This window comes from Sphingomonas sp. NFR04 (assembly GCF_900114095.1).
Lineage (GTDB): Bacteria > Pseudomonadota > Alphaproteobacteria > Sphingomonadales > Sphingomonadaceae > Sphingomonas.
Genome location: NZ_FORV01000009.1, coordinates 125,554 through 148,660, shown reverse-complemented (window position 1 = coordinate 148,660; position 23,107 = coordinate 125,554). Strand labels below are relative to the sequence as shown.

The following is a 23,107-nucleotide window of genomic DNA, read 5'->3' as shown; positions in this document are numbered from 1 at the left end:
AAGCTTAGAAGACCGAGCGGAACAGGAAGGCGAAGCGCCGATCCGTGTCCGTCCAGCTGTAGCGCGGCTTCAGGCTGGGATCGCCCACGTCGAGGAAGGTCCGCGAGTTGAGCAGGTTGTAGCCCTGCACGCCGATCTTGATGTGCTTGTTGAGCGAGTAGAGGACCGACGCGTCGAGCTGGCCGTAGCTTTCCGACCAGACCGGATAGTTGAGGTTCGCGGCCGAAGTCGTCAGCAGATAGTGCGAGCGCCAGTTATAGGCGGCACGCGCGGAGATGCCGTATTTCTCATAGACCAACGCGGCGTTGTACGAGGTCTTCGACAGGCCTTCCAGCGGCAGGCTCAGGCCGGCATTGCCGGTCTGGGTCGAGTCGAACACGTTCACCGCGGTGTTCTTGCCGCCCGACGAATCGACGAAGGTGAAGTTGCCGCTGAAGCCCAGGCCGCCGAGCGCGCCCGGCAGCATGTCGAAGAACTGGGTGTAGCCGAGCTCGAAGCCCTTGATCTTGCCCTTCGATCCGTTGGTCTGCTGGGTCACGTTGAAGGTCAGCGTCTGGCCGTTCGAGGTGAAGGTCTGCTGCGTGGTCCCGGCGAAGATGTAGTTCGAGATGTCCTTGTAGAACCCGGCCAGCGTGATGCTGTTCGAACGCCCGAAATAATATTCGAGGCTGAGGTCGAACTGGTTCGAGCGGGTGGGCTTGAGGTTCGGGTTGCCGGCGCTGCCGGTGGAGCCGGTCAACTGGCCGTTCGCGCCGACGCCGGTGGCGATGCCGGTCACTGAATCGAAACTGAAGCCCAGCTGCACATAGGGGTTGAGCTGCGCGAAGGTCGGCCGGACGATCGCCTTGGCCGCAGCGAAGCGGAGCTGGAGATTGTCCTTCAGGAAGAAGCGCAGGTTCAGGCTGGGCAGCACATCGGTGTAGGACCCGTCACCCACCGTCGCCTGGGTGATCTTGCCACCCGCGAAGGCGAATGCAGCCGCATAGTTCGCGCAGTCGGTGGCGTTCACGGTCTGGCCGGCGCGCGGGCCGGTAGTGATCGGCGTGCCGACCACGCACAGGCTCGGCGAGGAATTGGGCGCGGCGACGGAAATCGGCGTGCCCGTCGCCGAGTTCTCCGTGCGGATCACGCGGACGCCGATGTTGCCGTCGAACTTGCCGATCGGGCTCTGGTCCATGCCGAAGCGCATCAGCGCGTAGCCGGCATAGGTCCGCTCGGTCTGGTTGTTGGTGCCGCCATTCTGGTCGTAGGCGTTGGACAGCGGCGTCCAGCCGGTGGGCCGGCCGTCCGCGTCGACCTTCTCGGTGTTCTTCAGATAGTCATAGGCATTGGCCGTGCCATTCTGGACGAGGCCGGCCGACGGGAACCAGAAGCCCGCGCCCGGCTGGGGCACCTTGCCACGGAAGAAGTTGTTGTAGTTGATCAGCGAGGTTTGGTTCGGCAGGCCGGCACTCTGCGGGCCCCCGGCACGGCCGGTCTGGTTGAGGAAGACCGGGCTGCTCTGATCCCAGTATTGTGCCGAGAGCATGGCCCAATTGTAGGTGCTCTGGCGCGTGGTGGCGTTGCGATCGGTGTAGCGGCCGCCCACCCGGAACGACTTCAGGAAGTCGCTGTCGGTGACGGTGTACTCCACGTCCGCGCGGCTCGCCCATTCATGCGCCTCGTTGTCCTCGATGTGATCCATCGCGGCGGCCCACCAATAATCGTTCTTGTTGGTGAGCGACTGGGCACTGTTGGTCGGCGTGAAGGTCATCGACGGATCGTCGCCGCTGAAATCGAAGGCGATCGTCGTCGGGATGCTGGCGCCGGTGAACGCCGTCATGCTGTACACCTTTGCGGTGGACTTGATGTACTGCAGGTCCGCGGTGACCGACCAGTTCTCGTTCGGCGTCCAGCGCAGGTTGCCCGAGAAGTCCTGGGTCTTCTTGTCCTGGCTGCCGGCACGCGTGTCGAGGTTGAGGTTGCGGTTGGTGATCGTGCCCGACTGCAGCTCATGGTTCGGCCCGAACTTGTAGCTGCTGTTGTCCGACGACGGCGTGTCATAGTCGCCCACGGCATATTCGATGTCGTGCGGCGTCGCCTTGGAGATCAGCGCCTCGAAGGTCAGCTGCAGCGTGTCGGTCGGCTTCCACTGGAACGAGCCGTCGAACGCGGTGCGCTTCTGCTGCCAGTCGATGCGGCGGAAGCCCATGCCGGCGGGGATGTAGACGTTGGTGCCGGCGGCGAGGCCGTCCTGCGGTGCGGTCAGCGTGCCGCGGTCATAGCGGCCCGCGGTGATGCTGTCGGTGCGGTTGCCGATATTGTTGATCGAATAGCTGAGCAGCAGGCCCATCTCGCCGAGCGGGGTCTGCCAGCGGCCGCTGGCGAGCGCGTTGCCCGACCAGAAGGTCTTCTTGCGCAGATCGGCATAGTTGGCGTCGCCGGAGAGGGCGAAGACATAGCCGGGCGAATCGAACGGCTTGCGCGTGCGCAGGTTGACGATGCCGCCGATGCCGCCCTCGACCAGCTCGGCCGAGGGATTCTTGTACACGTCGACGCCGACCAGCAGGTCCGACGACACGTCCTCGAACGACAGGCCGCGGCCGTTGCTCGCCGAGAAGACGTCGCGGCCGTTCAGCTCCGAACGGACCCAGGACAGGCCGCGGATGAACACGCCGCCGCCTTCGGACGACAGGCGCGCCGGATCGCGGTTCTCGTTGGTGCGCTGGAGCGTGACGCCCGGCACGCGCTGCAGCGCTTCGGAGACCGAGCGGTCGGGCAGGGCGCCGATGTCCTGCGCGGTGATCGAATCGACCACCTGCTCGGCGTCGCGCTTGCGGTTGCGCGCGCTCTGCAGCGAAGCGCGGATGCCGGTGACGACGATTTCCTGGGCGCCGTCGGCTGCGCTGCTATTCGCTCCGGTGGCATCCTGGGTCGCGGCTTCGCTGTCTTGCCGCGCGGCAGCTGCGGTCTGGGCAAGCGCGGTGCCCGACAGTCCCAGCAGTGACAACGTTGCCAGTGAAGCGCCAGCGCGCAGCGCGGCGGTCAACGACGAAGCATGAAAAGATGATGGCAAGCGGTTGATCATGAGTCCCCTCCCTGGGCGCCTTTGGCGCCGATCGCAGATGGTGTGGCGGCGCATGGAAACGCATGTCGCGCACGCGGTGCCGGTGTGATCCCGGCATCCGGATGTTTGCGCTACCATTAGCTAGGATTTATCGCAACAATAATGTGAAACGAAGGTTTACCCATGAAACCTGTTCACGTTAACAATGCGATTTGGAAGTTAAATCAAATACTTGTGTGAGAACGCGTCAGCGCGCGCTGGAGTGCACGGGCAACCACCGGCGCCATTCGCGCATAGGCTTGTGGAAGGGGGTGGATGCCATCTCGCGCATAGCCCGCGCGCAGCAGGCCGCGATCGTCCGCCAGCACTGCATCATAATCGGCATAGGCAAAGTGCCGCTTGGCGGCGAGGGCGCGGAGCCCGGCGTTGATCCGACGGAGTTCGGCAGGCTTGCGCTCCCGCACGACGTTCCGCGCGGCCTCTCCGTCGTCGTTCACGGGGAGGATCGAGCACAGCACGACGGCGATGCCATGGGCAGTGGCGATGTCGGCCATTGCCTCGATATTGGCGAGGATCGACTCGGCGCTTTCGACCTGGAGAACGCCGGTGACGTCATTGACGCCGCCCAGAATCACCACCGCCCGGGGATGGAGCGCCACGACATCCTGTTCGAACCGGACCAGCATCTGCGCGGTCACCTGGCCGCCGATGCCACGATTGACATAGGGCTGGCCCGGAAAGCTGCGGGTGAGGTCCCAGCCGTCGGTGATCGAATCGCCGATGAACACCACCCGCTGCTCAGCTTTTCTGGGCGGCGGAAGCGCGGCATTGGCAGCCGCATAGAGATAGCGTTCGCCGAAATCCTGCATCATGCTCGGCACGAGCTTGGCGCGGAACGGCCCAAGCCACGGTCCCCAATCGCGACGATCTTCGACGATGCGTCGTTCAGGGCTGGAGCGATAGGGTTGCTCCGGATCGTTCGCGCCTGCCAGCAGCAGCGCAAGCAGCGGGGCGGCAATGCGGACCATGTGCCGCCCGAGCCGCGGCGATGAAGGGCGGTCAAATGCCTGTTGCATCTGGATATTCCTCATGACCGGACCGCGATTATCCGCAGGCTGGCCACTGTAAAAGTCATTCATCTGTAAAAGTAAATTTCAAAACACGGTTCCCTTCGGCGGCTGGTAGCGCTAACCTCCTTGCACGCAATCGTAAAAGAGCCAGCGGCTCGTGTGCGGGAGGGGAGAGGAATGAGGCGTTCCATGTCGCTCGGCATGTTCGCGGCGCTTGCCATCCTGGCCGCGCCGGCCGGAGGTGTGGCGCGCGCGCAAATCCCCTATCGCTGGACCAATGTGACGGTGGGCGCCGGCGGCTATGCGCCGGGCATCGTGTTCAGCCCGGCCGAGCGCGGGCTCGCCTATCTGCGCACCGACATGGGCGGCGCGTATCGGTGGGACGCTGCTGCGGCGCGTTGGGTGCCGCTGCAGGATGGCAACGTTGTCTCGAGCTATATGGGCATCGAGAGCATCGCGCCCGATCCGCGCGATCCGGCGGTGGTCACCATGGCCGCGGGGATGGGCGCGAACGCCCCGGCGGCGATCCTGCGATCGACCGATCGCGGGGCGACCTGGGCGGTGACGCCGGTGCCCTTCGCGATGGGCGGCAACGAGGCGGGGCGCGGCCTTGGCGAGCGGCTGGCGGTGGATCCGAACCGTACGACGACGTTGTTTTTCGGCTCACGGCATGACGGCCTGTGGCGCAGCGACGATGCGGGCGCGCACTGGTCCAAGATTACCGCTTTCCCCGTGGCAGGACTTGGCACGCCCGCACCCCGCCAGAGGCGTGGCGGCGTGGCGTTCGTCGCGTTCGATCCGAGCAGCGGCGCGCGCGGCACCGGCTCGCGGCGGATCTGGGCGGGTGTCGCCGATCCGGGAGCCGTCCACCTCTATCGTTCCGAGGATGGCGGCGCGAGCTGGCTGCCGGTCGCGGGTCCCGGGCAGGAGATGCTCGCCGTCAAGGCAGCGATCGCCGCGGACGGCACGCTATATGTCGGCTATGCCACCGGCATCGGCCAGAGCGATGCGCTGGACGGCGCGGTGTGGCGCTTCACGCCGGACGGCAAGGGGCAGGCGATCACGCCGCCCGATCACCGCGAGGGCGGCATATTGGGAGTCGCGGTCGCCGCTTCGGCACCGGGCACCGTGGCGATCAGCACGCTGGATCGGTACAAGCTTGGCGATACGATGTGGCTGTCGCGCGACGGGGGCGCGCACTGGCAGGATCTCGGGCCGCGCAGCCGCCGCGACATTACCGCGTCGCCCTTCCTGCTGCACGAAGGCAAGGGCGCGGATTTCGGCCATTGGATCACCGGCCTCGCGATCGATCCGTTCGATGCCGGGCACATCGCCTACACGACGGGGGCCACGGTTTATGCAACCGGGGCGGCAGGGCAGGCCCGTGTCGACTGGGCGCCCTGGGTGCTCGGCATCGAGCAGACCGCGATCATCACGCTGATCTCGCCGACCGGCGGCGCGCATCTCGTCTCCGGCTTCGGCGACCTGGCGGGGTTCGTGCACGATGATTTCGCCGTCTCGCCCCAGCCCAGCTTTACCAACCCCTATCTCTCCAACACCAACACGCTCGATTATGCGGGCCGCAAGCCGAGCGTGATCGTGCGCAGCGGCAGCCTCTATGCGAACCGCCCGCGCGACGCTTCGCTCGGCCGCTCCGAGGATGGCGGGCGCAGTTGGGTGCCGGTGAAGGTGCCGGCGATGGGCAATCCGCCCGTCCGCGCCGACCTGAACGGCGAAGCGGCGATCAGCGTTTCCGCCGATGGTGCCACGATGCTGGTGGGCGCGCCCGAACCGCTGCGCACCCGTGACGGCGGCAAGACCTGGCTGCCCGTGGCGGGGCTGCCGGGCAGCACCCGCGCAACCGCGGACAAGGTCGATCCGGCGCGCTTCTATGCGGTGAGCGACGCCCATGTGCTGGGCTCGCGCGATGGCGGCGCGCATTTCGTGCCGCTCGCCGGGCGCGGACTCCCGAAGGATCTATCAGCGGCGCGTATCCGCAACCGCGAGCAGCAGTCGACCCTGGTCGCTTCGCCCTTCGCAGCAGGCGAGCTTTGGCTGAAGCTGGGCGCGCAGCTGTGGCGCAGCACAGATGGCGGCGCGTCGTTCCAGCCCGCGAGCGGCGCGCTGCAGGTGGAGCTGTTCGGCCTCGGCAAGGGGCAGGGGCGTGAGCCCAGCCTCTATGCCGTGGGCACGCTGGCCGGCCTGCGCGCCGTGTGGCGCTCGGACGATCTGGGGAAACATTGGCAGCGGATCAACGACGACGGGCACCAATGGGGCCTGCGGTTCCGCGTGATTTCGGGCGATCCGCGCGTCGCCGGCCGGGTCTATCTCGGCACGGACGGGCGCGGGCTGTTCTATGGCGATCCGGCAAGGGAGAAGAAATGAGACTGCAACTGCTTCAAGGCGCCGCGCTGGCGCTGCTGCTCGCGGGCACGGCGGCCGCCCAGACGGCGACGCCGGTGCCGCACATCGAGACGAAGAACGGCCGCCATGCGCTGATCGTCGACGGCGCACCGTTCCTGATGCTGGGCGGGCAGGTCAACAATTCGAGCAACTATGCCGAGCCGCTCGCGACCGCCTGGGCGGTGCTCGATCGGATGCATGCCAATACCGTGGAAGTGCCGATCGCGTGGCAGCAGGTGGAGCCGCGCGAGGGCGAGTTCGACCTCAGCTTCCTCCAGACGCTGCTCGAGCAGGCCCGCGCGCACGACAAGCGGGTGGTGCTCTTGTGGTTCGGCACCTGGAAGAACACCAGCTACAGCTACACGCCCGACTGGGTGAAGCTGGATGCGAAGCGCTTCCCGCGGATGAAGACGCGCGACGGCAAGGATCACGGCGTGCTGAGCGCGCACGGGGCCGAGACGCTGAAGGCTGACATGCGCGCCTTCGTGAAGGTGATGGAATATCTTCGCGACCATGATCCGCAGAACACCGTGATCCTGGTCCAGCCGGAGAACGAGACGGGCAGCTATCGCAACCCCCGCGACTTCTCCGCCGAGGGCAACCGGCTGTTCGCGCAGGCCATTCCGGCCGAACTCGCGAAGAAGACGGGCAAGCGCGGCACCTGGGCGCAGGCCTTTGGTACCCAGGCCGATCGCGCGTTCAACAGCTGGTATGTCGCGCGCTACGTCAATGCGATCGCGGCGGCGGGCAAGGCGGTGAAGCCGCTGCCGATGTACGTCAACGCGGCGCTCGCCGGCCCGTCCAACGTGCCCGATCCCGACGGCGTGGCGAGTGGCGGACCGCAGCAGGACGTGCTCGACATCTGGAAGGCCGCCGCGCCTGCGCTCGATTTCGCCGCGCCCGATCTCTACGATCGCACCAGCGACAATGTGGCGCTGTACCTCGAAAAATATGCCCGTCCCGACAACGCGCTGCTGGTGCCGGAGATCGGCAACGCCCGCGAGTTCGCTCGCTTCTTCTACGAGGCGCTGGGTCGCGGCGCGATCGGCTTTGCGCCGTTCGGCATGGATGGCACCGGCTATTACAACTATCCGCTCGGCTCGCGCGATCTCGAGCCGGCGACGCTGGATGCGTTCGCGCTGCCCTATGGCATGCTGCACGGCATGGCGCGCGACTGGGCACGGATCGCCTTCACTCGCCCGACCTGGGGCGTGGCGCGGCCCGACGACGGCAAGCCGCGCTCGACCGCGATGGGCGGCTGGCAGATCAGCGCCGATTGGGGCCAGTGGCAGTTCGGCATGAAGGAATGGACCTTCCTGAAGAGCGAGCCCGCCCCCTGGGGCGCGGAGAAGATCGGCGGGGTCGCGGTGGCGCAGCTTTCCGACAACGAGTTCCTGGTGGTGGGCGATCATGTCCGCGTCAGCTTCTCGGCGGCGGAAGGCAGCGCGCCGGGCGGCATCCTGCTGCGTGCCGAGGAGGGCAGCTTCGTCGACGGCAAGTGGAAGACGTCGCGCGTCTGGAACGGCGACCAGACCGATTACGGTCTCAACCTGGTGGATAAGCCGCAGGTCCTGAAGATCACCATGGGCCGCTATCGTTGAGCGGCGGAAACAGAAGAAAAGCCGGAGATTTGGTCATGAAGAGGGTTTGGATCGCGGCGCTGCTCGCCGGCAGCGCGGTGGCGTCGGCGCAGGCGGCGCAGGAAAACGGCTATAGCCGCACCGATACCGGCGTGGTCGTCACGCCGACCGGCGGCAGCGCCGCCAAGGTGGAAGTCACCGTACACGGCGACGGCATTTTCCATGTCGTGGCGTTGCCCAAGGGTGTCGACACCGGCACGCTCGCGCCCAGCCTGATGGCGCCCAATCCGCCGGCCGCCGGTGCGTTCGAGGTTTCCCAGGCGAACGGCCATGTGCTGGTAAAGGCCAGGCGCGCCACCGCCGATGTCGAGCTCGCCACCGGCCGCGTCCGCTTCACCGATGCCAAGGGCCGCGAGCTGCTCGCCGAATCCGGCCAGGCGGCGTTCAAGCCGGTCACCGTCGAGGGCAAGCCTTTCGTCGCGGTCAGCCAGCAGTTCAACCGCGGCACCGACGAGGGTCTGTACGGCCTGGGTCAGCACCAGAATGCGCAGATGAACTATAATGGCGAGGACGTCGAACTCGCCCAGCACAATATGGACATCGCGGTGCCGTTCGTCGTCTCGACGCGCAGCTACGGTCTGCTGTGGGACAATGCGAGCATCAGCCGCTTCGGCAACCCCAAGCCCTACACGCTGGTCGGCGAGGGGCTGAAGGTCACCAGCGGCGGCAAGCCGGGCTGGAAGGCCGAATATTTCCTCGACGGCAAGCCCGCGGTCACCCGCCAGGAAGCCACGATCGACTACCAGTACATCAAGGACCAGAAGAACTGGCCGGAGGCGGCCAAGGCAAAGACGGTGGCGGCGACGGGCGGCCAGAACACCGCCGGCAACGCGGTGCAGAAGCAGACCGTGGTGTGGACCGGCGACGTCCAGCCCGAGGTGACCGGCACCCACAAGTTCCAGCTCTACGGCTCGAGCTATTACAAGGTCTATGCCGACGGGAAGCTGGTGCTCGACCGCTGGCGCCAGAACTGGAACCCCTGGTACGCGAACTTCGACCTGCCGATGGCCAAGGGCAAGCCGGTGCAGATCCGCATCGAATGGGAACCTAACGCCGGCTATATGGCGCTGCTCCACAATGATCCGCTGCCCGCGCAGGACCGCCATTCGGTGTGGTTCACCAGCGAGGTGGGTCAGGCGAAGAACTATTGGTTCGTGCCTGCCGACAATCTCGACGGCGTGATCGCCGGCTATCGCCAGATCACCGGCAAGGCCGAGATGATGCCCAAATGGGTCTATGGCTTCTGGCAGTCGCGCCAGCGCTACGACACCGCCGCCGAGGTGACCGGCGTGGTCGACAAGTACCGGTCGCTCAATATCCCGCTCGACAACATCGTGCTCGACTGGCGCTACTGGCGCGACGACGATTGGGGCAGCCACAAGTTCGATCCCACCCGCTTCGCCGATCCCAAGGCGATGATCGACAAGGTGCATGACCAGCACGCCAACTTCATGATCTCGGTCTGGCCGAAATTCTACCCGACGACCGACACCTACAAGGAGTTGAACGCAGCGGGTGCCGCCTATCAGGGCAATCTGCGCCAGGGGAACAAGGACTGGGTCGGCCCAGGCTATGCCAACACCTTCTACGATCCCTATTCGGCGGAAGGGCGCCGCATCTTCTGGAAGCAGATCCAGGAGCGGCTGGGCGTGCTGGGCACCGATGCTTGGTGGGCCGATGCCAGCGAGCCGGACATGCACTCGAACCTCTCGATTCCGGAGCGGATCGACACCATGGGGCCGACCGCGATCGGGCCGGCGGCGCAGTATTTCAACAGCTACCCGCTGATGAACGCGCGCGCCTTCTTCGAGGGCTGGCGCAGCTTCAAGCCCGACGTGCGGCCGTTCCTGCTCACCCGTTCAGGCTTCGGCGGCCTGCAGCGCTACGGCGCGGCGGTATGGTCGGGCGACGTGGCCACGCGCTGGTATGATCTGCGCGCGCAGATCTCGGCGGGGGTCAACACCGCCATGTCGGGGCTGCCCAATTGGACGCACGACATCGGCGGCTTCGCGGTCGAGCCGCGCTACGAGACCAAGAACCCGAAGCCGGAAGACCTCGCCGAATGGCGCGAGCTCAACCTGCGCTGGTTCCAGTTCGGCGCGTTCAGCCCGCTGTTCCGCAGCCATGGCGAGTTCCCGTACCGCGAGATCTACGAGATCTCGCCCGAAGGCTCGCCGATGCGCGCCTCGATGGTGTGGTACGATGAACTTCGCTACCGCCTGATGCCCTATATCTACACGCTGGGCGCCGACACCTATATGAAGGACGGCAGCATCATGCGGGGCCTGGCGATGGACTTCCCGACCGATGCCAGGGCCCGGAACATCGACGACCAGTATCTGTTCGGCGACGCGTTCCTCGTAGCACCCGTGACCGAGTACAAGGCGCGCAGCCGCACCGTCTACTTCCCCGGCGCGGGCACCTGGTACGAGTTCGGCACCGGCAAGACCTATCGCGGCGGCACCAGCGCCGGGATTGCTGCGCCCGCCGAGCGGATGCCGCTGTTCGTGCGCGCCGGCGCGATCGTGCCGATGGGTCCCGTCACGCAATATGTCGACCAGCAGCCGGGCGCTCCCCTGACCATCACCGTCTATACGGGCGCGAACGGCGCCTTCTCGCTCTACGAGGATGACGGTCGCAGCGAGCAGTACAAGACCGGCGCGTTCAGCCGGATTCCGCTGACCTATGACGACAAGACGGGCACGCTGACCATCGGCGCGCGCGAGGGCAAGGGCTGGGCTGGCATGCCCGCTGCCCGCAGCTTCCGGGTGAAATGGGTGCGTGCCGGCAAGCCGGTGACCGACGACAACGGCTTCGATACCGAAGTCCGATACGACGGCCGTGCCCTTGTGGTGAAGCGGGCCTGACGGGATCGCGGCAGGGGGGCAGCGTCGCGCCGTGCGGGCGCGGGCTGCCGCCCTGCCGCCCTTGGGATCCGGCGTGCCCCGCTCGCCGGAACGGTCCATAGCGGCCGCCAGACTCGAGCGCTTTTGGCCAAGGCCGGCGCTTCACCGCACCAGAGCGCCTATCCGCTTCCGCCGGACGCTGCCGACCGCGCCGGTCAACCTCGCGATTGGCGAGGCTGATTGCAGCCATGCTTCGACCTTCGGCGAGGAACTTGACCTAGATCAGTACGTTGATCGGCACTGCCTCAAGACAGTCTCGTGAAAGGAATGACCATGGGCGAACTCACCGACAAGATCAGCGCTGCCGGCAACAAGGTGGTTGGCAACGTGAAGGAAGCGATCGGCAAAGCGACCGACAACGAGAAGCTGGTCGCCGAAGGCGAGGCGCAGCAGCTCAAGGGTACGGCGCAGGATGTGAAGGGCAGCGTCAAGGGCGCGCTCGGCGACGACATCTGACCTGTCGCGTTATTGGGCTGCCGCCGCGGGATGCCGCGGCGGCATTCCTCTTTTTTGGCCCAAACCGCGGCGCGGCAATCGCTGCCTGTCCGTGCGACCGATGGAAGCGAATGTCCCGCTGATGATCGCAGAGTTCGACAGTGCAAGCGTCCAGGACGAGGCCGCACGGGCCAAATCCCTCGAAACTTTCGGTTTGGCGGACTTGGTTGGGAGCGCCGAGCTCACGCGCATCACCGATTTCGCCTCGACCTTGTGTGCGACATCGATCGCCCTTGTGAGCATCGTCGAAAGCCAACGCCAATGGTTCCCGGCGCGAACCGGGCTCCCGGTTGGCGAGACGCCGCGTGAGACCTCCTTCTGCGCGCACGCGATGCGGGGTACCGACATCATGATCGTGCCCGATGCGACGCAGGATCCGCGCTTCGTCGACAATCCACTGGTGACCGGCGAGCCGCACATTCGCTTCTACGCCGGCGCGCCGCTCGTCTCGGACGACGGCGTTCAGCTCGGCGCGCTTTGCGTCATCGATCGCGAGCCGCGCGCCGGGCTGACTGCGGTACAGCGCGAAGGATTGTTCGTCCTGGCCGCGAACGTCATGGCGTTGCTGACCGCACGTCGCGCGTCGCGCCGGACCGACCGGGAACTGGACGAGCGAGAAGCCAAGTTCCGGATCCTGGCGGATGCGATGCCGCAGATGGTGTGGTCGACGCACCCGGACGGCTTCCACGATTATTACAACGCGCGCTGGTATGAATTCACCGGCATGCCGCACGGTTCGACCGACGGGGAGGCTTGGAACGGCATGTTCCACCCGGAGGACCAGCCGCATGCCTGGTCGGTCTGGCGCAAGTCGCTGGAAACGGGAGAACCGTACGAGATCGAGTATCGCCTGCGCCGCGCGGACGGCGAGTATCGCTGGACGCTGGGCCGGGCGCTCCCCATCCGGGATCGAAGCGGCGTGATCACCCGGTGGTTCGGCGCGTGCACGGACATCCACGATCAGAAGATGATACAGGCGCAAAAAGAGATCGTGGCCCACGAACTCAGCCATCGCATCAAGAACATCTTCGCCGTGATCAGTGGATTGATCAGCTTCTCGACCCGGCAGCACCCGCAGATGAAGCCCTTTGCCGACGACCTGCGGGAGCGGATCCTGGCGCTCGGCCGCGCGCATGACTTCGTCCGACCGCACAGCGAGGCATCCCGGCCAAGCGCCGTGCAGGACAGCCTCGTCGGGATGCTCGGTGCGTTGATGGAAGCCTATGGCGGGCGTGTCGCCATTCTGGGGGATGATGCGACGATCGACGACCGCTCTGCCACTCCCTTGGCACTTCTGTTTCACGAACTGGCGACCAACGCAGCGAAATATGGATCGCTGTCGTCCGCCGATGGCAAGGTCCAGATCGTGATCGCCTCGAACGATGATCGCGTCGAAATCGAATGGATCGAGCGTGGCGGCCCTCCCGTTTCCGCGCCCGCGCATGACGGCTTCGGCACCAGGTTGATCGAGCTGAGCGCCATCAAGCAGCTGGGCGGCCGCATCGAGCGGGACTGGCCAGCCCAGGGCTTGCGGCTGCGCCTTGCGGTTCCCGAAACGGCCCTGCACCGCTAGCGGACTCTGTCTGCTAGAGGATGACGATGTCCTGGTGGATCAGCTGTGCTGATTCCGGCTCGGCTGCGATGGCCGCGGCCGCGAGGATCGCCTCTTCCGAAAATGGCTTGCGGATATAGCCGATCGCTGTCGGAGCAGGCTGTTCGATCTGGCTTGGGTTGGCCGTCACATAGACGATCCTCAGGCTGAACCTGTCCGCCAGCTCTTGCGCCAGGCGGGGGCCCGTCGGCCCGTCCCTCAGATTCAGATCGACAAAGGCCACCTCGGCTGCCGCTGCTGCAGCCAGCGCTTCCGTCTGGTCGGCCGCAATAGCAACGACCGTGTATCCGGCATCCTGAAGGACCCGCTCGATCTCCATGGCGATGAAGATTTCATCCTCGACGATGAGCACGGATTTCATAGTGGGACCCTCATTCGTTCACAATGCTGCAGCGGCGCGCCCGTTCCCTTTCAAAGGGGCCTACTGCCGATGCTTTCTGACGCTGCGCGTTGGGCTGCTTAACTCTTGTCTAGCAACATTCGACCTTCCGGGGCCTATCGCGCTTGCCCGCCAGTTGATAACAACCCGGAAACAAACGCGATTGCGCGGCCGCAGGGTTGGTGGGTTCGCCTGCAAGGCACCCTATCGAACGCTTCGCAGGAGACCATATGACCCTAGCCGACCATCAAGCGACCATCGGAATTGACGGACTCGACGACGTGCTGAGCGGCGGCCTCGCACGGGGGCGCGTTTTCCTGCTCGAGGGCAGCCCCGGCACAGGCAAGACGACGATCGCAATGCAGTTCCTGCGTGCGGGCGCGGCATCGGACGAGCGCTGCCTGTACATCACCCTTTCCGAAACGGAGGAAGAATTGCGGGCCACCGCCACCGCACATGGCTGGGATCTGCAGGGCCTCGATCTGTTCGAACTGGTGCCGCCCGAAAACCTGCTCGATGAGGAGCAGCAGCAGAGCCTGCTCTACTCCTCGGACCTGGAACTGGGGGAGACGACGCGCCGCATCTTCGACGTGTTCGAGCGGGTCCGCCCCGATCGCGTCGTGCTGGACAGCCTGTCGGAGATCCGGCTGCTCGCGCAAAGCTCGCTGCGCTATCGCCGGCAGATCCTCGCGCTCAAGCATTATTTCGCGCAGCAGAATGCGACTGTGCTGATGCTCGACGACCTGACCACCGACGCGAACGACAAGACGGTGCATTCGATCGCGCATGGCGTCATCCGCCTGGAGGAACTCGCGCCCGAATATGGGGCGGAGCGCCGGCGGCTGCGCGTGATCAAATATCGCGGCCGGCGGTTCCGCGGCGGCTTCCACGATTTCGCGATCGAGACCGGCGGCGTGCGCGTCTTCCCGCGGCTGGTGTCGGCCGAACACAAGCGGCCGGTGGAACGCACCGTGCTGGGCACGGGCATGCCCGAGTTCGACGCGCTGCTGGGCGGCGGCGTCGAGCGCGGCTCCAGCGTGCTGGTGCTGGGCCCGGCAGGCACCGGCAAGTCGATCATGACGCTCACCTTCGTGCGCAATGCCATCGCACGCGGCGAACGGGCGGCGATGTTCGTGTTCGACGAGGAGCGCGGGCTGCTGATCGAGCGGGCCAAGGGCCTGGGCATCGATCTGCAGGCGATGATCGACGCCGACTCACTGGTGCTGGAACAGGTGGATGCCGCCGAGCTGACGCCGGGCGAATTCTCCGAACGGGTACGCGTCTGCGTCGAGACGCACGGCGCCCGCACGGTCGTTCTGGACAGCCTCAACGGCTACCAGGCCGCGATGCCGGGGGAGAATGCGCTGGTGCTCCACGTGCACGAGCTGCTCCAGTATCTGAACCGCCGCGGCGCGACGACCTTCCTCACGGTGGCGCAGCACGGGCTGGTGGGCGACATGAAGTCGCCGGTGGACGTCACCTATCTGGCCGACACCGTCATCCTGCTGCGCTATTTCGAGGCGCTGGGCCGCGTGCGGCGCGCCGTTTCGGTGGTGAAGAAGCGCACGGGTCCGCACGAGGACACGATCCGCGAATATCGCATCGGCGAGCGGGGGCTCACCCTCGGGCCGCCTTTGGCGAACTTCCAGGGGGTGCTCCGCGGGGTGCCGGTCATGGTCGGCGAGGCGACCCTGCTCGACGATCCCGAGACGTGAAGCACAGCACGCTTTCGGAGCGGGCGTTGGTGCTCGCCCCGCGCGGACGGGACGCTACGATCGCCGCGGCGATGCTGCGCGAAGGCGGTATCGAAGCAACCGCTTGCGCGTCGTTGCTCGCGCTGATCACCGAGCTGGATGCCGGTGCGGCCTTCGTCCTGGTGACCGAGGAGGCAATCACCAGCGCCGACCTCAACCCGCTGGCCGAGTGGCTGTCGCACCAGGAGGAATGGTCGGACATGCCCTTCGTGCTGCTCACCACTCGGGGCGGCGGGCTTGAGCGCAATCCGGCGGCGGTGCGCTATCTGGAGGTGCTCGGCAACGTCACCTTCCTCGAGCGCCCCTTTCACCCGACGACACTGATCAGCCTTGCGCGCTCGGCGCTACGGGCGCGCAAGCGGCAATATGAGGCGCGGGCGCGGCTCACCGAACTGCGCGAGGGCGAGGCGCGGTACCGCACGCTGTTCGACACGATGGACGAGGGCTTTGCCGTCATCGAGTTCCTCGACGGTCCCGAAGGCCCGCTTTCGGACTATATCCATGTCCAGGCCAATCCCGCCTATGCGCGGCATACGGGGATCGCCAACGTCATCGGCCAGCGGGTGCGCGAAATGGTGCCCGACGAGGCCGATGGCTGGGTCGCGCTCTATCGCCAGGTGCTCGTCTCCGGGGAGCCGGTCCGCTTCGAGCGCGAACTGGTCGCGACCCGCCGCCAACTCGAACTGTCTGCATTCCGCATCGAGCCCTCCAGCCGGAAGGCGGTCGCGGTCATCTTCCAGGACGTGACCGAGCGGAAGCGTGCCGAGCAGGAATTGCGGGAGCTGAACGAGGGGCTGGAAGCGCGCGTCACCGCCACCGTCGCCGAGCGCGAGACGGTCATCGCTCAGCTGCACGAGGCACAGAAGCTGGAGACGATCGGCCAGCTGACCGGGGGCGTCGCCCACGACATCAACAATCTGCTGACCCCGATCACGGGCGCGCTCGACCTGCTCAATCGGCGCTATGGCGCCGACGATCCCCGTTCGGCGCGCTTGCTGGACGGCGCACTGCAATCGGCGGAGCGCGCCAAGATCCTGGTCAGTCGCCTGCTCGGCTTCGCGCGCCGGCAGGCCCTGGAAACCCGCGCGGTCGACATCGCGCAGCTGTTCGAGGGGATGCGCGACCTGATCGCCAGCTCCATCGGGCCTGCCATCGAGTTACGGATGCTTCCCGTCCACGATCTGCCTGCGGGCGTCGCGGATCCGAACCAGCTCGAACTCGCCATCCTCAATCTGTGCGTCAACGCGCGCGACGCGATGGAGGGCGGCGGCGTGCTGACCATCGCTGCCGATCGCATCGTGCTGGGTCCCGGTACGCCGAGCAAGCTCAACCCCGGTGCCTATATCCGCATCTCGGTGATCGATACCGGTGCGGGCATGGACGAGGTGACGCTCGCCAAGGCGGTCGAGCCCTTCTTTTCGACCAAGGACGTCGGCAAGGGGACCGGCCTCGGCCTGTCGATGGTGCACGGACTGGCGGCGCAGCTTGGCGGGGCCTTCGAGTTGCAGAGCAGCGTCGGCCAGGGCACCCGCGCCGACCTCTATCTGCCCGTCGCCACGGGAGGTGCCATACCATCGACGGCGCGGCTCCCGGCCGCCGGCAAGCCGGTGCGTCCGCTCCGGCTGCTCCTGATCGACGATGAGGAACTGGTCCGCCGGGGCACGGCGGAGATGCTGCGCGAACTGGGCCATGAAGTGCACGAGGCAGCCGGGGGCGCGCAGGCGCTGGCGAAGCTGCGGACGGGCATCCAGATCGATGCCGTGGTCTCCGATTATATGATGCCGAGGATGAACGGAACGGAGGTTGCCGAGCGCATCCGCGAGGGGCACCCGGATATGCCGATCCTCATCGTCACCGGCTATGCCGGCGGCGACCTGGACTTGCCGCTTCCACAGCTCGCCAAGCCGTTCCGCCAGATCGATATCGCGATGGCCATCGATCAGCTGATCGCCACGCCATAGCCGGGCACTTCATGTCATGCCGAAGACAAGGATCTTCGTCGATCGTTTCCCCGACGATTTCCGATCGCTTTCAGAACCCGCAATGCGACCGCGCGGCTGGCTGGCCCGCCTCGTCGGAAAAGGTTGTGCGCCTAGCGGGCGGCCCAGCGAATGGCGTTGGTGAGGATGCGCCGATACTGGGGATCGTCATAGGCTTCCGGCGAATGTCCGAGCGCCGAATAGAAAACCCGCCCCTTGGTCGAGGGATTGACCCAGATGACGGGATGCACCCCCATCGCCAGCTTGGCGCCGGGCCGATAGCTGGCCTCGTCGATCCGGGCGAGCACGGTCATGCCCTTCGCGGCGGGGTTCGCATCGAAGGAATACCACTCGTCGACCAGCGACCAGGGCAGCTTCACGCCGGCCATGGCGGGATGGTCGGGCTTGTCGACCAGCAGCCGTGCAGACTGGAGATGATCGGCGCCGCCCGGGTGCCCGATGAACGTGGTGCCGATCACCGTCCGGACGTACCAGGGATCGGTATGGCTGTTGTCGCCCGCCGCATGCAGCGCCACGACGCCGCCGCCCCGCGCGACGAACCGGGCAAAGGCGGCGCGCTGCTCGGGCGTGAGGAATTCGCCGCTCGCGCTGTTGAGCACGATGACGGAGAAATGGCGCAGTTGCGCGTCATTGAAAACCGCAGCATTCTCGGTGACGTAGCTCGCGCGGCCCAGGTCCTTGGCGATATCGGCCAGCACGCGGTTCGAGTGCGGGATGTGCTCCAGATGCCGCCAGCCATTGGTCTTCGACACGATCAGCACCGCGTGCTGCAATCCTTGGGGCAAGGTGGGTGCTACGGAATCCAGCGTCGGCTTGGGCAGATGCGGATCCGGCACGGTCTGCGCCATGGTGAAAAGCGCCAATACGGCCAATATCTTGCGCATGCCGTTCTCTCCCGCCTCGGCCATTGTCAGGCCGCACACCCTGCGGATGGGAACCGCTCCGTTCAAGCGTAAAGCACGGGGCACGCGGCGTTTGCGGTGGATCAGGGCAGATTGCGAGGCTTCGATGCGGAGGCAAGCGCGATGCCGGCGACAATCTGCAGGGCGCCATAGGCCCGTCGTCGATGGGGGTGCGCCGCGAACGGGCGAACGAGCAGGTCCACCCCGGGGACGTTCGACCGCCAGAGCGCGACATGGCGCCGCGGCTGGAGCAGCCCGAGCAGGCCGTCGCCGATCATGAACATCGCCGCCATTTCCGCCGATCGACGCAGGCCGAGCTCAAGCGATTCCGATCCGTCCATGCCGTCACTCCTGCCGCACGTCTCTATCGACGCCAGGTGACAAACGCATCGGGGATCATTCCTGTTTCGGCCGGATGACAGGACTGGTCCGCCTTTTCGGCGAGGCGCGGACCAACGGACCGTTCAGGATCCCCTCGATGCTGCCTATTGCCATCGGCATGCCGAACAATGGCGGATCGGTGGTTACGGCAGGCGGGGCTGATCTTGGTCGCCGCCGCCGCCGACACGCTGATCCGGGCCATCGAGCTGCGCACCGGCAAGACGCTGTGGAAGAACGTGCTTCCCCCTGGCGGCCACGCGCCGCCGATCCCCTATGAGATCGGCGGCGGCCGGTATCTGGTGATCTAGGCGGGTGGGCACCACTTCGTGAAGACGCCGATTGAGGAGGACGTCACCGCCTATGCGTTGCCGTCTTGCGGCTGCCCGCTCCCCTTTGGCCGTTCGGCCGCCCGTCCCGGCCCGATCAGAGGCGCGCGCGCACGCCGAAGAAAAAGGCGCGGCCCGTATATTCGTAGAACGCAGGCACGTTGGTATAGGTGGAATATCGCCGCGTCGCCGTATCCAGCAGGTTGGAGCCCTGCACATAGACGGTGAGCTGCGGCAGGATATCGTACGAGATGCTCGCCGCCAGCTCGTGATAGGGCACCTGCTTGATCGCCAAGGTGTTGATGTAGCTGTACTGCGACGAGGTGAAGCTCGACTGATATTGGTACGAGACCGAAGCGTTGATGCCATGCTTCTCGTAGAAGATCTTGGCATTGGCCGAGAAGGGCACCGCATCCTGCAGGTCCGTGGTCGGCAGGCCGGCCCGCTTGGCGCGCGACCGGTTGTAGGTGGCGTTCGCCTGGAAGCCGATGCCATTGTCGAGGAAATACTGCCCACCCGCCTCGATGCCGTACACCTTGGCGCTGTCGCCGTTGACATAGGTGAGCTCGGTAAAGGGGAAGCTCGCCGGCGCGCCCGGCACCTGGTTGGTGGGGACGAGGTCGAACGCCACTGCCTGCGTCGTCACGAAATTGGTGAGGTGCTTGTAGAAGGCCGCCAGCGTCAGCGCGATGCGCCGGTTGGGATAATATTCGAGCGAGATATCCGCCTGATCGGCCGAAACCGGCTTGAGGTTCGGGTTGCCCGCGTCGGTGACCACCGGCGTGTTGGACTGGGCGGCCGAATAGTCCTTGGCCGAGGAAAGCTGCCCGAAGGTCGGCCGCGAGATCGCCTGCGATGCCGCCAGCCGTACCCGCAGGCCTTCGGCGAGATCATAGGAGATGTTCGCGGAAGGAAGCAGCCGCTGATAGCTGCCGCCGCCCGCAATCGGGGCGATCGGATTGAACACCACATTGGCGGTGCCCACGCCGATCACCTGATAGCTGCGCACCGTCGTGCCATAGCCCAGCGAGTCCACCTTGGTGTTGACGTAGCGCAGCCCGAAATCGCCGCGCCACCGCTCGCCGCCGACGTTGAACTGGGCATAGGCATTCCAGGTGCGCTCGGTGATCGCATAGGAGGCGAGCTGATCGGGGACGATCTGCTGCGTGGCATAGCCGGTCGGGTAGGGCTCGCCGGTCCGCGGATTGAGAACGTTGGGGTTGTTTTCCGCCTTGGAGAGCGATGACAGATAGGTGTTGATGTCGAACGCCGGGATCGCGCGGGGGAAATCGCCGGACAGGTTCGGCAGGATGTTGGTGAATTCGGGCGCCTGCACCACGTTCGCGCCGATCGCCGAAAAGGCGAAGGGATAGCCGCCGAAATTATTCGCGGTCGTATATTGGTTGTCGATCACGTCTACGGTCTTCTTGCGATCGGTATAGGCGCCGCCGAACGCGATCGAGCGCAGCAGCCCGTTGTCGGCCGCGTATACGAGGTCGAGCTTGGCGCTGGTGCTGCGATCGGCGATGTTCTGGCCCTGGATACCGATGTAGTGCGCGCGCAGATCCGCGTTCCCCGCCTGGTCCAGCGTGCGGTTGGTGACGGTGCCGTCGGCATTGGGGATGGTCAGGAGCAGGTCCGGAAGGCCGTTGTCGCGGGTCGTGACCTGCGCGCGCGATCCGGGGATGCCCGCCACCACGAAGCGATCCTGGCCGCCGGTGTTGTTGGTCGCCTTGCCATAGGACAGGTCGGCGGCGACGCTCAGCCTCTCCAGCGGCTTCCAGTCGATATGGCCGCCCAGCTGGTAGGTGATCGAGTTGCGCGGTTCGTCGGTCGACAGCACGTCGATCGTGGCATCGTTGACCGTATAGTTGGTCAGCACCTTGTTGCTGTCGATCTTCACATTGTCGAGATCGTAGCGGACGTTGCCGTCGTTATCGAACGGCGTGAGGCCCACCGAGACGCGGTGGTTATGTTCGGTGTCCTTGTAGTTGCTGTAGATGCCGTCGAGGCGCAGTTCGAAATTGTCCGACGGCTTCCACTGATAGGCAGTCGATCCGCCCCAGCGCTCGCGCTCGCCCAGCACATAGCCGACGCTGTAGAAATAGGGCTCTATGACACCACCGCCGTCGGGCGCGTTGACCACGCTGCGCTGGCCGTTCGGCCCAGCGACGATGTCGTAGATGTCGTTGCTCGAATATTCGCCGAGATTGTCGGTGCGGAACTTGTACTTGTTGTACGTTCCCGAAACCAGGATGCCCATCGTCTCGTTGGCGAAGGTGTTGCTGACGACGCCCGCCGCCTTGATGCCGCCCTTCTTGGCGAACTGGTTGTACTGGCCTTCCAGCGAGCCTGCCGCATGGAAGCCGCGATGGTCGAACGGACGTGCGGTGCGCAGGTCGATATTGCCGCCGATGCTGCCTTCCAGCTGCGAAGCCTGCGCCGCCTTCTGGATCTCGGCGCCCGAGATCACTTCGGAAGGAAGCACGTCGAAGGCGAAGGAGCGATCGGGGCCATCGGTGGGCAATACGCGCCCGTTCAGCGTGGTGAGCGCGAAATTCTCGCCCAGTCCGCGCACGGTGACGCTGCGTCCCTCGCCGCGGCCATCGCGCCCGACCGTCACGCCCGGGATGTTGGACAGCGCTTCGGCGACGTTGCGATTGGGGAACTTGCCGAGCTCTTCGGCCGAAATGGCGTCGACGATGGTGGAGGCGTCGCGCTTGGTGTCGATCGATCGCAACAGGCTGCCGCGAACGCCGCGGACGATGATCTCGTCACCGGATGCTACCGTGGTGGTCGTCGCATCACCGCTTGTGCCGGGGCCGGACTGGATGGTCGAGCCGGGGTTGGTCTGTCCGGCTCCGGCTGCTGCGCCCTGATCTTGCTGCGCGGTCTGCGCCGTCGCGTGCGTCCCGGCAGCCAGCGCTGCGATGCTGATGCCCGTGCGCACGATCCTGCGCCATGTTGGAGCCTCGCCCATGATACTTCCTCCCTCTCGCAAGCAGCTGTCAGCACGACCCACTGAACGATCGCTTTGTTGCGCTTTGCTACCTCGCACGAAAGAAAGATGTCAAACGCTTTAAAACGAAACGTCATATTATTCCGCACGTGCGTTCCCCTGGCACAGGTGGCGCCACATTTGCCGGGCGATCCATTGCGGCATGGCCGTTCGTTTTGTACCGTGCTCGCTGTTCAACCGCGCAGATCCGAGAATGTGGGCGAGCCACCGTTGCGGCAAGCGAGCGCTGCCGCACGCGGCCTTGCGGCGGGGCAGGCGAAATTGTCGGCTTCCCCGACAAGGGCGCGCGGGACATAACGAAGGCACAACGGCGCCAACGCCGAGGACGATAGGTACAGACAGGTGGGCAAGGAAGACGGCGGCGTTGTCCGCGATACGAGCGAGCGGCGGCTGCAGATCAGCGCGATGGTGCGCGAACGGGGCAGCGTGCAGGTTGCGCCGCTGGCGAAACGCTTCGGGGTTTCGATGCAGACGATCCGGAAGGACTTGCGCTATCTCGAAACGCGGGGGGTGATGCAGCGCTCCTATGGCGGGGCGATCAGCGCCGATGCAGTGAACGTGACCGCCGAGCCGGCGGTCGAGGTCAAGCGGTCCAGCCATGCCGACGAGAAGATGCGCATCGGCAAGCTCGCGGCTTCGATGGTTTCCCCCGGCGAGTCGATCGTGCTCGATTCGGGTACGACGACGCTGCAGATCGCCAGGTTCCTGCCGGATGACGAGGATATCACGGTCCTCACCAATGATCTCGACATCCTGTCGGTGCTGGCCGCCAAGGAGCGGCTGAACATCTTCATGCTCGGCGGGATGCTGCGCCGGAAGAACCGCGCTTTTTACGGCGCGCAGACCGTGGCGGCGCTGGAGAATCTGCGCGTCGACAAGCTTTTCCTCGGCGTCGATGGGTTCGACATCGAATGCGGCATCACCACCCATTACGAGCCCGAGGCGCTGCTGAACCGCAAGATGGTCGAGGCCGCGCGTGAGGTGATCGCGGTCACCGACGTCTCCAAGTTCGGTCGGGTCTGCCTCCACCGGATCGTGACGGTGGAGGAGATCCACCACCTCATCGCCGATCGCAACGTGCCGGCGGACATCCATGCGGCTGCCCAGCGGCTGGGGTTCACCATCCACGAAGCGTGAGCGCCGCGGTCCGGCAGGGCCTTTCGCCCGCCGGACC

At 65.8% G+C, this 23,107-nt stretch carries 15 protein-coding genes; 9 read left to right on the top strand and 6 right to left on the bottom strand.

Translation table 11 applies throughout. The features are described 5' to 3' along the window. Window positions 1-4: 4 nt before the first annotated feature. Window positions 5-3,067 (bottom strand): TonB-dependent receptor, encoded by a 3,063-nt coding sequence (locus BM009_RS20635; protein WP_175488148.1) that lies wholly within the window; start codon window positions 3,065-3,067, stop codon window positions 5-7. A gap of 203 nt (window positions 3,068-3,270) precedes the next feature. Further along, a complete protein-coding gene (locus BM009_RS20630) occupies window positions 3,271-4,122 on the bottom strand; it encodes a GDSL-type esterase/lipase family protein (RefSeq protein WP_254772387.1) in 852 nt (283 codons plus the stop codon). Between the two features lie 171 nt (window positions 4,123-4,293). Between BM009_RS20630 and BM009_RS20625 the strand changes: the two genes are divergently transcribed. The 5 genes from BM009_RS20625 (at window position 4,294) to BM009_RS20605 (ending at window position 13,133) form a co-directional block, all read left to right on the top strand. After that, window positions 4,294-6,501 (top strand): beta propeller repeat protein, encoded by a 2,208-nt coding sequence (locus BM009_RS20625; RefSeq protein ID WP_254772386.1) that lies wholly within the window; start codon window positions 4,294-4,296, stop codon window positions 6,499-6,501. Beyond that, window positions 6,498-8,120 (top strand): DUF5597 domain-containing protein, encoded by a 1,623-nt coding sequence (locus tag BM009_RS20620; RefSeq protein WP_093299117.1) that lies wholly within the window; start codon window positions 6,498-6,500, stop codon window positions 8,118-8,120. Before BM009_RS20625 ends, BM009_RS20620 begins: the two co-directional genes overlap by 4 nt. A 35-nt stretch (window positions 8,121-8,155) precedes the next feature. Beyond that, a complete protein-coding gene (locus BM009_RS20615) occupies window positions 8,156-11,026 on the top strand; it encodes a TIM-barrel domain-containing protein (protein WP_093299115.1) in 2,871 nt (956 codons plus the stop codon). Between the two features lie 312 nt (window positions 11,027-11,338). After that, window positions 11,339-11,521, top strand: coding sequence for a CsbD family protein (locus BM009_RS20610; protein WP_093299263.1), 183 nt, complete (start codon window positions 11,339-11,341; stop codon window positions 11,519-11,521). A gap of 121 nt (window positions 11,522-11,642) precedes the next feature. Continuing rightward, on the top strand, window positions 11,643-13,133 hold the full coding sequence (locus BM009_RS20605; RefSeq protein ID WP_217644236.1) for a sensor histidine kinase: 1,491 nt from the start codon (window positions 11,643-11,645) through the stop codon (window positions 13,131-13,133). 13 nt (window positions 13,134-13,146) lie between these two features. Here BM009_RS20605 and BM009_RS20600 read toward each other — a convergent pair whose 3' ends face one another. Continuing rightward, entirely contained in the window at window positions 13,147-13,533 is a 387-nt protein-coding gene (locus tag BM009_RS20600) for a response regulator (protein WP_093299109.1), read from the bottom strand. Between the two features lie 248 nt (window positions 13,534-13,781). Between BM009_RS20600 and BM009_RS20595 the strand changes: the two genes are divergently transcribed. Together BM009_RS20595 and BM009_RS20590 are read left to right on the top strand one after the other, a co-directional pair. Next, window positions 13,782-15,266: an ATPase domain-containing protein gene (locus tag BM009_RS20595; protein ID WP_093299106.1), complete on the top strand. Its 1,485-nt coding sequence runs from the start codon at window positions 13,782-13,784 to the stop codon at window positions 15,264-15,266. Beyond that, complete coding sequence (locus tag BM009_RS20590; RefSeq protein ID WP_254772385.1) at window positions 15,263-17,266, top strand: response regulator; 2,004 nt, start codon at window positions 15,263-15,265, stop codon at window positions 17,264-17,266. The genes BM009_RS20595 and BM009_RS20590 overlap by 4 nt, the downstream gene beginning before the upstream one ends. 131 nt (window positions 17,267-17,397) lie before the next feature. Here BM009_RS20590 and BM009_RS20585 read toward each other — a convergent pair whose 3' ends face one another. Together BM009_RS20585 and BM009_RS20580 are read right to left on the bottom strand one after the other, a co-directional pair. Continuing rightward, entirely contained in the window at window positions 17,398-18,189 is a 792-nt protein-coding gene (locus BM009_RS20585; RefSeq protein ID WP_093299259.1) for a ThuA domain-containing protein, read from the bottom strand. 101 nt (window positions 18,190-18,290) lie between these two features. Further along, on the bottom strand, window positions 18,291-18,548 hold the full coding sequence (locus BM009_RS20580) for a hypothetical protein (RefSeq protein ID WP_093299104.1): 258 nt from the start codon (window positions 18,546-18,548) through the stop codon (window positions 18,291-18,293). Between the two features lie 168 nt (window positions 18,549-18,716). On the opposite strand from BM009_RS20580, the gene BM009_RS22815 reads away from it, so the two are divergent. Continuing rightward, window positions 18,717-18,896: a hypothetical protein gene (locus tag BM009_RS22815; RefSeq protein WP_217644235.1), complete on the top strand. Its 180-nt coding sequence runs from the start codon at window positions 18,717-18,719 to the stop codon at window positions 18,894-18,896. A 115-nt stretch (window positions 18,897-19,011) separates the two neighbouring features. On the opposite strand, the gene BM009_RS20570 is transcribed toward BM009_RS22815, so the two are convergent. Next, window positions 19,012-21,864 (bottom strand): TonB-dependent receptor, encoded by a 2,853-nt coding sequence (locus BM009_RS20570; protein WP_175488147.1) that lies wholly within the window; start codon window positions 21,862-21,864, stop codon window positions 19,012-19,014. Window positions 21,865-22,275: 411 nt separating this feature from the next. Here BM009_RS20570 and agaR point away from each other — a divergent pair, with 411 nt between their 5' ends. Beyond that, window positions 22,276-23,070, top strand: a complete 795-nt coding sequence (gene agaR / locus BM009_RS20565) for a transcriptional repressor AgaR (RefSeq protein WP_093299098.1) — start codon at window positions 22,276-22,278, stop codon at window positions 23,068-23,070. Window positions 23,071-23,107: the final 37 nt, after the last annotated feature.